10 protein-coding genes are annotated in these 13,105 nt (G+C 35.2%); 4 read left to right on the plus strand and 6 right to left on the minus strand.

Annotation, left to right across the window (positions count from 1 at the left end):
- Positions 1 to 99: 99 nt before the first annotated feature.
- The 4 genes from BST93_RS11130 to BST93_RS11145 form a co-directional block, all read right to left on the minus strand.
- Positions 100 to 1,053, minus strand: a complete 954-nt coding sequence (locus BST93_RS11130) for an AAA family ATPase (protein ID WP_105019219.1) — start codon at positions 1,051 to 1,053, stop codon at positions 100 to 102.
- 78 nt (positions 1,054 to 1,131) lie between these two features.
- A complete protein-coding gene (locus BST93_RS11135; RefSeq protein WP_105019289.1) occupies positions 1,132 to 2,565 on the minus strand; it encodes a peptidylprolyl isomerase in 1,434 nt (477 codons plus the stop codon).
- Positions 2,543 to 3,394 (minus strand): hypothetical protein, encoded by an 852-nt coding sequence (locus BST93_RS11140; protein WP_042279439.1) that lies wholly within the window; start codon positions 3,392 to 3,394, stop codon positions 2,543 to 2,545. Before BST93_RS11140 ends, BST93_RS11135 begins: the two co-directional genes overlap by 23 nt.
- Positions 3,387 to 5,348, minus strand: a complete 1,962-nt coding sequence (locus BST93_RS11145) for a peptidylprolyl isomerase (RefSeq protein WP_105019290.1) — start codon at positions 5,346 to 5,348, stop codon at positions 3,387 to 3,389. The genes BST93_RS11140 and BST93_RS11145 overlap by 8 nt, the downstream gene beginning before the upstream one ends.
- A gap of 107 nt (positions 5,349 to 5,455) precedes the next feature.
- Between BST93_RS11145 and BST93_RS11150 the strand changes: the two genes are divergently transcribed.
- From BST93_RS11150 to BST93_RS11165, 4 genes are read left to right on the plus strand one after another with little or no spacing between them, the layout of a single operon-like run.
- Positions 5,456 to 5,944 carry an SRPBCC family protein gene (locus BST93_RS11150; protein ID WP_258150529.1) on the plus strand — a complete coding sequence of 163 codons (489 nt, stop codon included), beginning with the start codon at positions 5,456 to 5,458 and terminating at the stop codon, positions 5,942 to 5,944.
- Entirely contained in the window at positions 5,941 to 6,180 is a 240-nt protein-coding gene (locus BST93_RS11155; protein WP_042279447.1) for a hypothetical protein, read from the plus strand. The genes BST93_RS11150 and BST93_RS11155 overlap by 4 nt, the downstream gene beginning before the upstream one ends.
- A 45-nt stretch (positions 6,181 to 6,225) precedes the next feature.
- Entirely contained in the window at positions 6,226 to 6,567 is a 342-nt protein-coding gene (locus BST93_RS11160; RefSeq protein WP_146105019.1) for a hypothetical protein, read from the plus strand.
- Positions 6,564 to 7,940, plus strand: coding sequence for an FAD-binding oxidoreductase (locus BST93_RS11165; protein ID WP_105019221.1), 1,377 nt, complete (start codon positions 6,564 to 6,566; stop codon positions 7,938 to 7,940). Before BST93_RS11160 ends, BST93_RS11165 begins: the two co-directional genes overlap by 4 nt.
- 98 nt (positions 7,941 to 8,038) lie before the next feature.
- On the opposite strand, the gene BST93_RS11170 is transcribed toward BST93_RS11165, so the two are convergent.
- Positions 8,039 to 10,405 (minus strand): T9SS type A sorting domain-containing protein, encoded by a 2,367-nt coding sequence (locus BST93_RS11170; RefSeq protein WP_105019222.1) that lies wholly within the window; start codon positions 10,403 to 10,405, stop codon positions 8,039 to 8,041.
- 350 nt (positions 10,406 to 10,755) lie between these two features.
- The gene (locus tag BST93_RS11175) at positions 10,756 to 13,104 is read right to left on the minus strand and encodes an MFS transporter (protein WP_105019223.1); all 2,349 of its coding nucleotides are present in this window, start codon (positions 13,102 to 13,104) and stop codon (positions 10,756 to 10,758) included.
- Position 13,105 lies beyond the last annotated feature (1 nt).

The raw sequence follows: 13,105 nt of genomic DNA on the forward strand, positions 1-13,105 counted from the left end.
CTACCTTGAATAATACTATGACAGCGCTAAGCAACGTTTCCGTCGATTAGCATTAACCAAAATTTAAAACGAATAATTAATTTCTAGTAGAAATTGTTATTACAGGATTTGGGCAATGATACTTTCTTCTGTAAAACCTTCTGCTTCGGCCTTGTAATTTTTAATAATACGGTGACGTAAGATACCGTTTGCTACTGCTTGTACATCTTCAATATCTGGACTGTACTTACCATTAACAGCTGCGTGAGTTTTGGCAGCTAGAATAAGATTTTGCGATGCACGTGGTCCAGCACCCCAATCTATATATTCCTTTATGATTTCAGGAACATTTTCACCATTAGGTCTTGTTTTCCCTACTAGTCCTACTGCGTATTCAATGACATTATCTGCTACTGGAATACGGCGTACCAATTGCTGAAAATCAATAATCTCCTGAGCTGTGAATAAAGGATTTACAGTTGGTTTGTGGTCGCTTGTAGTAGATTTTACAACATTTACCTCTTCTTCAAAGCTAGGGTATTCGAGTTTGATAGAAAACATAAACCTGTCCAATTGCGCTTCTGGTAAAGGGTAAGTTCCTTCCTGTTCTATAGGGTTTTGTGTGGCAAGTACAAAATAAGGTTTATCTAAAACATAATTATGACCTGAAACTGTAACCTTGCGCTCCTGCATAGCTTCTAGTAAGGCTGCTTGAGTTTTAGGTGGAGTTCTATTGATCTCATCGGCTAGAATAATATTAGAAAACACAGGTCCTTTTATAAATTTAAAGGTCCTATTCTCGTCCAGTATTTCACTTCCTAATATATCACTAGGCATAAGGTCTGGCGTAAACTGTATGCGTTTGAATTGTAGTCCTAGAGCTTGTGAAATTGTATTCACCATAAGTGTTTTGGCTAGCCCTGGAACTCCTACTAGTAAAGCATGTCCTCCAGAAAAAATGGAGATAAGAATTTCGTCGATCACTCGTTCTTGACCAATGATGACTTTTCCTATTTCCTTTTTTAATTCTTTGTGCTTTTTGACTAGATTATCAATCGCTGCTACATCAGACATAGTTTGTTGGTTTATTAATTTAGATTGTTTTTATTACGCTTCTGCGAAAGCATACTAATCACATACTTGATTTGAAAATTATTTTGTCCAGTCTACCACAAAATCACATTCTTTAAACTGATCGCCTATCTTAATATAGGTATCCTGTAACTTCTCTTCTTGCCATTCACGTATTTTGTCTACACGTTTCTTTTGCAAGGCTAAATCTTTAATTTTAAGAAAATCGAGAGTATAGTTTGCTTTATGATCCTCAATACGCTTATTAACTTTTAAAATCTTGAAAAACACTCTACCTAAATCGTCTTTTTCGTCAATAATACCACTCACATCTCCTTCTTCCAGAAATTGCAACTGAGCTGATAAAGACGGATCAATTTTTGTAAGATCAAATCTTTTATCACCAGTTGATGGATTGGTTAAAATTCCACCATTTTTTGAAGTTTCTTCTTCATCGCTTATTTCTTTGGCAGCATCTTCAAACGTGATGTCACCAATGATAAGTTTGTCACGCATTTTGTCAAGTTCTTCACGAGCCTTATTCACTTGGGTAGTAGAGATAAACGGACGTAATAGTATGTGACGAACATCACGATAATCACCACGAATTTTTTCTACATAAACGATATGCCACCCAAACTGAGTCTCAAATGGTTCTGATACTTCACCTTCTGGTGTTGAAAAAGCTACTTCTTTAAATTCTGCCACAAAAGGATCCTTTCTTGTTAGACTTAGAATACCACCTTGTCTTTCGGTTCCTGTATCATCAGAGTACAATGCAGCCTTTGCAGCAAAATTACCGCCGTTGTTTATAACGTCGTCACGGTATCTATTTAATTTTGAAATTACATCCTTAACATCTTCTTCTGCCGGTTGTGGTTTAACGATGATTTGAGAAAATTCTACTTCAGTATTAAAGAGTGGTCTCTCGTCCTCTGGAATGTTATAGAAAAATTGCCTAACCTCTTCTGGTGTAATTTCTACTTGCTCAGTAAGTCGTTGCTGCATGCGGTTAGCTAGAAGACCGTCACGATTAAGTTTATTAAGCTCGGCAATAACGGCATCCATACTTTCCCTGTTGTAGTATTTTACTATTTCTTCATCACTACCTAATCTTTGTCTAAAGAAACGCAACATATCATTAGTACGGCTTCTTACCTCTGCATCACTAACATTAATACTATCTTGAATAGCATGGTGGGCATACATTTTTTCACGGATAAGACTTTCAATGAGTTCACACTTTGAAAGTTTTAAATTTCCTTGTTGTAGTTCAACTTGCGATTGCTGCTTTTTAATATCACTATCTAATATTACATAATCACCTATCACTCCAGCTACACCATCTATCAAAAAACGGTTTGTGTTACTAGGTTTTACAGAATCTTGTAGTTGTAAATACGTTTCTTGAACGTTTTCACGATCCGTAGCAGCTACATCTGTTTGTGTTTGCGCTGTTGTATTTAACCAAAAACACAAACTTGCTAGTACACTACTTATAAATTTTAATTTCATTGCTTTGTTTTGCATCATTCAAAATATCCTTTTCAAGTCTTTTTACATACTGCACTTTACTTCTATTGAGTAAAATCTGTTTTATTACAGGCGCTATGTATTCCAAAGGCGCTTCCTCTCCTTTTTTCTTTATTTTTTTGAATTTCACCAAATATACACCAAGACTGTCCTCTAATTTGAAGGAACTTCCTTCTTTGATGTACCATTTCTCATTATTAGGGTTAATAGCCTTTACTTTGTCATAGACTTCACTCTTTTTAACCCATGTTGTGTCATTGAAGTAAAACCTCTTGAATCCTAACTTCAAACTATCCAATTGATTGATCTCTTTTTCGCCAGCGTTACCTATAAGTGCTCTCAATTTATTGATGTCTGGATAATTGTTATCGACATAAACGTACAAGTACTGGATGACGTCTTCATTAAGTAAAAATTGTTCACTTTTATCTTCATAGTACTCAGCTATCAGTTCTTTATTGATGATAGTATCAAGATTTTGCTTAATTACTTTCGTAAGATATTCCTGTGTAAATAGTTCCGTTTTATACGTATTAACCAATTGATCTAATTGTTCCTGCCTATCTTCTTCGATATTTAACAACGCCTGATCATACATGAGTTTTTCGGTTGCCCAATTGTCAACGTATCTAGAGATAATTGCAATGCTATCTTCAACAGTGTAATCACTAGGAAGCTGCTCATTGATATCTGACGCAGTCAAAATATGTTTCCCTACGGTAACCACTGCATTAGTATCAGCCTCTTTTACAAAGTAATCGCATGAAGTGATAGAGAATACTAGTAATATGAAATATAAATATCTATTCACTATAAGATGCTAGTTGTTTTTTAATTTTCTTGAAGATGTTTTTCTTCACTTTAATTTTACGATCCTTCCTTAACGAGGATAACCACTCCTTTTCTAATTGCTGTTGATAATCATTAATTACATTACCTATAGCTTCTTCAAAGGTTTTAGGAGCAGAAGGTTTAATGGACTTTACATAGACTACTTTGTAAAAACTATCTCCTTCATTGTGATATATAGTAGAAACGCCTTCCTTGACTTCAAAATTGTCTGGTAATCTATTAAAGCTCTCTTCTACTACTCCAGTACTCACAATTACCTTTACTCTACCATTTTCATTTAGGCTTTCTTTAATTTCATCAACTGGTATTTGATCTTTGAGCATTTGTTGTACCTCAGTAGCAACCTCTTTACTAGTATTTTGAGTCAAAATGATGTCCAGCCTTCTTTTCCACTCATACTTTTCCTTGTGCTTGTTGTAATAATCTCGTTGACCGATGCTGTCTTCCTTTGCCTTGTTCCATATTTTTTTCTGCATAAGGTTAAAAAGCAGGTTTGCTTCCTTAAACTCGTTGTACACAAATGCAAAATCCTTGTTATCACGCTCTAGGTGTTTATCATAATAGTTCATGACTTGGTCATCAACAAATAAATCAAAGTAAAACTGAACTTGTTCATTAACAGTTTTGTAAAATTGCGGATTCTTCATTTGCTGATTTTCAACAAAATTGAAAAAGTCAAATGACATGATATCTGTATCATTAATAGTCAGAACTTTCCTTTCTCTATCCTCAACATTTTGCAACCATTGACCCGTTAGAATGCTATCATTAAATTCCTTTAAAATATAATCTGGCACCTTTAATTTTTGTGGAACTTGATAGCTAGATTTCAATTTATTTACAAATGATTTGGTAATCTTTCTTGACCTAGGAGAACGTTTAATTTTGTTTTCTAGAGTCTTCTTAATCTCATCAAATTTTGGCAAGTCATGCTTTTCCAACAATTTTACAATATGCCAACCAAATTTGGTTTCAAAGGGTTTTGTATAAGATCCTTCCTTTTCAATAGATAAGGCTTTATCTACAAATATGACACTATTCAAACCGCCTGTACCAAATCGAGTTAACTCACCACCCTTTGTGGCACTATTTAAATCATCAGAAAATTCTCTTGCTAATTCTCCAAAATTTTTACCCGATTCTAACTGCTTATAAACATCTTGAATTCTTGTTGCAGCATCTTGGGTTGTAGCATTTGGTTTATCAAAGGTCATTATGTGGGCAACCGTAACTTCACCACGATTAGGCCTGCGATCGTTCACCTTTAAAATATGGTATCCAAACTCAGTTCTAAAAGGTTTACTTATAGATCCTACGGGAGTTTTAAAAGCCACACTTTCAAAATCATAAGTCATTCTAAATCCGCCGAACCATCCTAACTCACCGCCATTTCCTGCACTAGGGCCTTCACTAGTTTCACGTGCTAATTTTGCAAAATCTTCCTTTTGTGCTCTTTGATATAGTTGGTAAATTCTATTGTAAGCTTTTAATGTATCCTGTGGTAAAGATCCTTTATCTAGTTTAACAATAATATGACTGGCGTTAACCTCTTCAATACTTCGGTTGTACGCCTCTTGGACCAAAGCATCAGTCACCTCGTTATCAGTAAGGTAATTCTTCGCTAGACTTGATCGTTGTTTTTTTATCTCATTTAAATATTCAGGCTCTTTATCAAGACCTAGTTCATAGGCTTGCATAAGTTTTAAACGATAATCGATGTACAGTTCTAAATAATTATCTATGTCTTTTTGAGATTCATCCTGTACTATATCAATATTTTTTAAGTACAAGCGCTTGAAAGTACCAGCGTCAAATTCTTGACCATCAATTACTAAAAATGTTTTGTCATCAATATTTTGAGCAAGTATTAAGTTACTTACTATTACAAATAAAAAAACAAATAATTTATTCATAGAGCCTGGATTCATAAGCATGCAAAAATAACCAATGTGATTTCCTATACAAAGCCCTTTCTGCCCCTTAGTGTTAAGTACTATTAACAATTTACGACCATAATAATATGATCAAAACTTCAAATGAGATTACAATTCATAAACCTATCGATGAGGTTATGAAGTTATTTAAGGAACAGGATTATTTTCAGCACTGGCAAAAAGGGCTTATCTCTTTTAAAAACTTAAGCTCACAAACAGGTCAAGTAGGTAGTAAACGTAGTATGAGAATTAAAACCAGCGTTGCTACTATTTCAATGATTGAGGAAATCACACATTTAGACTTACCTCACTTGTGGGCAGCGACTTATCGTACTCGTGGAGTAGTTAATGAACAATGTAACCGCTTTCGCGAAAGCGTAATTAAAAACAACAACTCACAACATAAAGTAACCCTTTGGCAAGCTAGTTCTACCTTTAAATTCACCGGGATGATGCGACTAGCAGCCAAAGCAAACCCGAAGGTTTTCACCTCACAAACGCTCCAACATATGCAAGATTTTAAGATATTTGCCGAAACTGGAAAAAGTGTAAAAACAGGTGATTACGTCTTATGAGAAAACTAAAATTAATTTGGGATTTTAAAGGTCCTCATGCACAAAAAACAGCACAGCATCACCTTATTCATTTAAAGGAGTATGTAACTATGGAAGGCATTAATAGCCTAGGAAATGGTGTTGAAAAATTAAATGAAAATCATTACATCGCTTTTCTAGGAGTTAATGAAGATGTTATGCCACCAGTACGAGATGCCCTTAAACCACATCGAGGTCAATTGTGGATAGAAAGTTAAACTAAAAGATCTTTATGTTGTATATTTAATCATAAATCCCAAGCTATGATGACTACCGACCACCTATCCTGGACTATGGAACAATTTCGTGTTTACTTAATTCTTTATTGTTCAAAAATTGATATTTCCCAATCTTGTGAAGAATTAAAGTGGATGCAAACGCACTTTGATAAAGAGCGATATGAAGAAATGCTATTAATTTTTAGACGTGATGCAGATTATAAAAGTATAGTTCGCATTGAGGAATACGTTAAGCATAACAACCTATCAAAACCTCAAGTAGAAAAAATCCTACATGATGTTAAAGACTTTTTTACTGCCGATGGTAGTTATGATATCATGGAACAGCATTTAATGAATGTATTGAAATCAATTTTCAAAGGATGATTCATACCCTTTTTGCCGATCACCTATCTACTAAACAAATCATTCACGGTGCAGGCTTAAAAAGCCGATATCATCATATATGGCACATGGATGAGCCACTAGCAGCAGCTTGTGTCCTATTACCAGAATCTACCCAACAAGTAAGCACCATCCTTAAAATTTGTCATGATCATGGACTAGCCGTAGTAACTCATGGCGGATTAACAAATCTTGTAGGTAGCACTGAAACCAAAGAGAACGACGTGGTAATTTCTCTCGAAAGAATGAATCAAATAGAAGAAATTGATTCAGAAAGCCGAACTGCAACCATACAAGCTGGCGTTATTCTAGAAGAATTACATCGCGCTACAGATAAGCAGGAATTACTATTCCCATTAAATTTTGGAGCTCGCGGAAGCGCACAAATTGGTGGGATCATTGCTACTAATGCTGGTGGTTTGCGTGTTTTAAAATATGGCATGACACGCCAATTAATCCTAGGTTTAGAAGTGGTACTAGCTGATGGTACAATAGTATCCAACCTACGTAAAATTATTAAAGATAATAGTGGTTATGACCTTAAACAACTATTTATAGGAAGTGAAGGAACTCTAGGAATAATCACTAAAGCAGTTGTCAAACTTGTAGAAAAACCTAAAAGTAGGTACGCTGCTTATGCTGGATTAAAAAAATATGAAAGCGTTATCCAATTACTCAAATATATAGATGCAGGAGCATCAGGTAAACTTACAGGTTTTGAACTTATCTGGAAAAACACCTATGAGCAATTAACAAGTGCCAGTGATGCAGTAAGACCACCGCTTCCCTATGACTATGAGTATTATGTTTTAATCGAAATCCAAGGAGCTCATCCCGATAAGGACATTCAATTACTAGAGCATTTATTGGAGAATGCACTGGAAGAAGAAATTATAGAAGATGCCGTTATAGCCAGATCACAAAGCGAGGTAGACTGGTTCTTCAGAATAAGAGAAGACGTTAATAATTTGGTTGATTTCATGCCTTATGACCAGCATTTTGATATAAGTATTCCTATACCTGAAATAGGACGTTACATAGCACGATGTTACTCACGCTTTCGCGAAAGCGGAATAGCTACACAAGTATATGCATTTGGCCATGTAGCCGATGGTAACATACACCTAATGATAGGAAAAAATGACACCAGTAAATCAACCAAAGAAGCCATTGACCATCTTGTATATCAAGAAATTGAAACTTTAAATGGTTCTGTAAGCGCAGAACATGGTATAGGAAATCATAAAAAAGCCTACCTGAAATTTTCCAAATCAGATTCTGAAATTGCAATTATGAAAGCGCTTAAAAACCAATTAGATCCTAAAGGGATCATGAATCCAGGTAAAATTTTTTAAGTATGAGTTTTTAGATCTAGGAAAGTATTTAAAATAATATCCAATAAAAAAAGCCAGCTATAAAAGCTGGCTTTTTCAATCTACAACTTGAAACTAAATTACTCCTTTACTAATTTTAAACTTGAAACACTGCTAGCCGATGTAACGCGTGCTATATAAATCCCAGGTCTCAATGAACTTGCGTCAATAGTTATTGATTCACTATTTACCTTGTTGCTCATCACCATCTTTCCAGTTAAATCAAAGACAGCTATTTCCTCAATTAATTGATTGCTTGAGGTAATATTCCACTGATTGACGCTTGGGTTTGGATAAACGGTATAATCATTTAAAACAACATCTTGATTGCTAGCCACTTGATTTACAGAAAAGTAAACATTATCAACATAGACCGTAGCACCACCAGCTGGTTGTGCAGAAATTATGAATTGATTAATATCTGAGAATGAAGTCATTCCACCAGCGCTAAAGTCTGATAAAGGTATGGATAAAGTCACCCATTGACCTGTAGCAGGAGTGAATGCTAGTTCTGCCTCGGTATCTCCTGCTCCACCAAATCCATCACCTAAAAAGTCAACTAACTTTATTCTGAACAATGTTGCATCTGGTGTCCAGATGTCCATATTGAAGTACATCATTCCTGCTGCGGTAGCATTTATTGGACTTGATACTGTTTCGATTCCATTAAAATCAAGGTTTTCGTACAGTTTTACGTCATCTCCGGCTACCTGAACATCAGAAAATGTAGCTGCACTCCATGAAGTATTCCATGTATCAACAGGAACATCATTATATACATTACTGAACAAACTGATTACATCAACTTGAGGCGCTGTAGGAGCTGGAGCAGCAACTACTGGCATATTTCCACCTGTAGAGTTTGGAGCATTTTGGGAAAAGTATACATTGTCTACATATACTGTTGCCGTACCGGCAGGTTGAGCTGCGATGATTAATTGACTAATATCTGTAAAAGAAGTCATACCAGCAGCAGCAAAGTCAGATAAAGGAATGGAAATTGTTTCCCATGAACCTTGTGCAGGAGTAAAGATTAATTCTGCCTCGGTATCACCTGCTCCACCAAATCCATCACCTAAAAAGTCTACTAGTTTTATTCTAAACTCAGTCGCATCAGGCGTCCAAACATCCATATTAAAAAACATCATACCTGGCGTTGTAGCATCAATAGAGTTAGTTACAGTTTCTATACCGTTGAAATTAAGGTTAGAGTAAAATTTAACATCGTCACCTGCTATTTGAACATCCATTAAAGTAGCTGCACTCCATGATGTATTCCATGTATCTACTGGTACATCAGTATAAACGTTACTAAACATACTTATAACCTCAGATGCTGGAGCAGTAGGCGACGGTGCCGCTACTGTAGGTGCTGTAGGTGCAGCGCTTACTGGATTTTGAGAGAAATAAATATTATCTACATAAACAAAATCAGATTGTAAATTATCTGAGGCATCTATCTTCCATTGAAGTAAGTTTGCCTTAGAAAAACCACCAGTTCCTGCTTGATTATTAGGTGCATTCATCTCAAAGAAAGACAATGGAATCTCTACATGAGTCCAAGTGTCATTTGCAATCGCTTCTTGCGGAGCACTACCGCCAATCTCATACCAATATTCAACAACACCACCGTTGTCATCAATTAAGAAAAATCTAATTTCTGTAGAATTAGAATCGGCCCAATAATCAAATTGTAAATAGTTGTAGGCACTTATGTCGGTTACTGTATTTGTTCCTTGTCCCCATCCACCAGCAGCAAGATTGAACAATAAAGTATTGTTAACCGATCCATTTCCTAAATCAGTTGTATTCACTGATCCAAAAGAATAGTCAGCATTCCAAGTATTGGTGTATCCACCAGTATCAGAATAAATACTAAGTACTTCAGCTGCTGGTGCAGTAGGATTAGGAGCTGCCGTTGCTGGCACTGGAGTATTAGGGATTACTGCTCCGTTGGGCCCATTGATATCATCTATATAATAAGTTCCTGTAGCTGTATTTCCAGGAGTGCTATCGGTGAATATTACTATAATAGGATATTCAGTTCCTAATCCAGGTCCAAAATCAACATTCACAGTTTGCCATCCCATCATAGTAGTAGTAAAGGTAAGCTCTGTTGCTCCTGAACTTCCTCCTTCTAATTTCAATAAATGTGTTCTAGTAGTGGCATCTGGAGCCCAAATCCTTAAAGAAATGGTATTATTAGCATCATCAGATAAATCAACATAAGTATCTAAATTAAGAGCTGCTCCATCAAAATCAACTCCTGCACCTATCATTTCTAAAACGGTATTACTTGCATCCGTAGGATCTTGCAACACAGTAGCCACTGTTCCATTAAAAGCGCCCCAAGCATCATCTTCGGCAACTTCAAAGTCTATAGGCATGGATTGGGAAAAACCAATAGTCCCTATAAAAACAAAAAGTAAAAAAGTAATTTTATTCATTTTTTTCGAGTTTAAGTTATTGTTTAAAGTTAATATGTTGATATTGTGTTACCTTATAAATCCACAATACATAAATTATACAGTTTAAAATTAACATTCTTGTTATTACAACAATTTTCAATTATTTGATTTTCAAATCATTAACATAGACAAAATATTATAGTTCATCACTATTAGTTCCTGTTTGTTGAGGTTTTGTTGAGTTGAAAATTTCATTTAAAAACACAACTATATCGTTTGAAATATTTTGTATTTAATTAAAAATGTCATTTCCAAAGGCCTAAAAATTTCAGTTTAATTATGACAACAACGGTTTCATTCAAATCCCAAAATCATTTTAAATTTTCGTATTAATATTTTAATTTTTCATTTTCATCCCATAGTCCCCATCTTCCTCCTAATTCACCTTCAAATCGAACCTTCCATGATTCATCAAATGATGAAAAATGGAACACAGATACATCATTATCTGTAGCCCAGGTTTGTGTTTCAATAAAATATCTGATAGCATTAAAATGAGATGGATGTGCGCGCTCAACCGACTGTCCTTGACTAGGCCAGCCCGTTTCGGCAATAACAACTTCTTTACCTTTAGAAACACTACTGGCAACACCATACATAGTTCTTAAATAATCTAAAGATTCATCTATTGCGATTCCTTCCCAAAATGGATAACAATTGACTAATAAAATATCACAAGCCTCAACTAGTGAAGGTCTTTGATAATATTCAAAATAGGTATCAACATAGCCTATTAAAACGTCTTTATTACTTGTAGCTGCCTTAACACGGTTTATGTACTCGATAAGTTGTTCTTCAGAAATATCATTTCTCAAAAGAACTTCGTTACCTACAGCAGCAACCTGTACTTTATCGTTTTGAATCAATTTTATTAATGCCTCGATTTCTTGCTCATTGCGTTCTAGATCTTCACTGATCCATGCTCCTGCAAGAACTTTAGTACCATATTGCTGAGCGATATTGGGAATTAACTCATTTCCTTCCGTACATGAAAAAGATCTTATCCACTCAGTATGAGGTTGGATAATTTTCATACGCCTCCTTATCTGATTTTCAGAAAGTAAATCTCCTATATTTTGTCCCTTAACATAGGGACTAAATGATAATCCCTTAACTCCTTTAGATAGAAGTTCTCTAAACATCAGTTTAATTTGTGGTAGCTCAACCCTATCAAAATTATAAGGACTAGTATAAGGTGGTAGTTGAATTTCTGAATTGACATCTAAAAAATTATTTGAACCATAAGTGTCCCTTGTATTTTCAATATCAGATTTTCTCTTATCTAATTCTTTCCTTATTGCATTGGCACGATCTTCAGTAACGCTGTAGTCTTTCATTACATACATGGCAATAAGAGTACCTATTAATGGGAAAAAACAAAAGAATGCATGCAATCCATCGACTGATGCTTGTTGTTCCACTGTAGGTATTTCGGCTTCAAATCCTACGATCCAAATAATTACACCACTTAATGCACCAGCTATAGCAAATCCTACTTTAACCATCCACCAATAGATAGCACCAAATATCCCTTCTCTACGTTTACCAGAATTTAATTCATCAATGTCTATTACATCGGCAGTCATAGACATCATAATGGTAAATAAACTACCTATTCCAAAAGAGAAAAATGGTAAGGCAATGATATACATCCAAGGTTTACCAGGAATAAAAAGAAAGTACAACATCACATATCCTATAATGGAAATGAACTGACTAATCATAAAGGCCTTTTTCTTACCAAATTTCTTTGACATACGAGCAACTACGGGAATTACTAAAAAGGTGGTTCCTAGTGCTCCCAAACACCCAAACATGGAAACCCATATACCAGCATCACCTGCATTTCCATTAAAAAGTTTATAAACGATTACAAAAAAAGTAAGTGAGGCTACAGTATTGAATGCATTGAAAATAAAGAAGGTAGAAATACATAGCTTTTTAAATTCTTTTATTTTGAAAGCCTCTTTAAAACTCTCAATAATTTTCATAAAACTTCCACCTATGTTATTTAATGTAAGTGGCTCATAATCTTCATTCAAAGTAGATTTACTTTTGATAAAAAGAGCAGGCACAATGGCACAAACAGCACATGGAATCGCTACCCAGATCGCTAATTCTCTTGCAGCAACGTCGGCAGATGGAAACCATGATTCATCATACATGATAATCCAAAATAATGGCGCAAATACCCATGCCCATTGACCTATCCATTGAGCAATCGCCATAATATTTGTGCGTTCATGAAAATCCTCGCTCATTTCATAGCCCATTGCCACATAAGGAACGCTAAATAAAGTAAGTCCCAGATAAAAAAGCGCAGACCAAGAAAAGAAGTACCAAAAATTATACTGAACAGAATTTTCTTTAAATAGTTGCCACATAAAAATGTACGCGATACCCATCACAATTCCTCCTACTAGAACATACTGCCTTCTTCTACCCCATTTAGATTTGGTATTATCAGAGATGAATCCCATAATAGGATCTGTTATAGCATCAAATAATCTAGGGAACAAATAAATCATCGCCCATAACAAACCTGTGAACTTTAAATCTTCAACAAGTACTACCATAAAAATTCCCAAAATGGCAGGAAACATTTGATTGGCAAACATTCCAATACCAAATGCAATTTTTTGAGCCATAGGGACCTTTGTCGAAGTTGAATAAGCCATG

Origin of the sequence: Nonlabens tegetincola (assembly GCF_002954355.1) — a bacterium.
Taxonomy (GTDB): Bacteria; Bacteroidota; Bacteroidia; order Flavobacteriales; family Flavobacteriaceae; genus Nonlabens; species Nonlabens tegetincola.

Bases quoted from the DNA above. Each gene is read 5' to 3' on its own strand.
- BST93_RS11130 (WP_105019219.1), bottom strand. From the start codon at position 1,053: ATGTCTGATGTAGCAGCGATTGATAATCTAGTCAAAAAGCACAAAGAA.
- BST93_RS11135 (WP_105019289.1), bottom strand. From the start codon at position 2,565: ATGAAATTAAAATTTATAAGTAGTGTACTAGCAAGTTTGTGTTTTTGG.
- BST93_RS11145 (WP_105019290.1), bottom strand. From the start codon at position 5,348: ATGAATAAATTATTTGTTTTTTTATTTGTAATAGTAAGTAACTTAATA.
- BST93_RS11150 (WP_258150529.1), top strand. From the start codon at position 5,456: ATGATCAAAACTTCAAATGAGATTACAATTCATAAACCTATCGATGAG.
- BST93_RS11155 (WP_042279447.1), top strand. From the start codon at position 5,941: ATGAGAAAACTAAAATTAATTTGGGATTTTAAAGGTCCTCATGCACAA.
- BST93_RS11160 (WP_146105019.1), top strand. From the start codon at position 6,226: ATGATGACTACCGACCACCTATCCTGGACTATGGAACAATTTCGTGTT.
- BST93_RS11165 (WP_105019221.1), top strand. From the start codon at position 6,564: ATGATTCATACCCTTTTTGCCGATCACCTATCTACTAAACAAATCATT.
- BST93_RS11170 (WP_105019222.1), bottom strand. From the start codon at position 10,405: ATGAATAAAATTACTTTTTTACTTTTTGTTTTTATAGGGACTATTGGT.
- BST93_RS11175 (WP_105019223.1), bottom strand. From the start codon at position 13,104: ATGGCTTATTCAACTTCGACAAAGGTCCCTATGGCTCAAAAAATTGCA.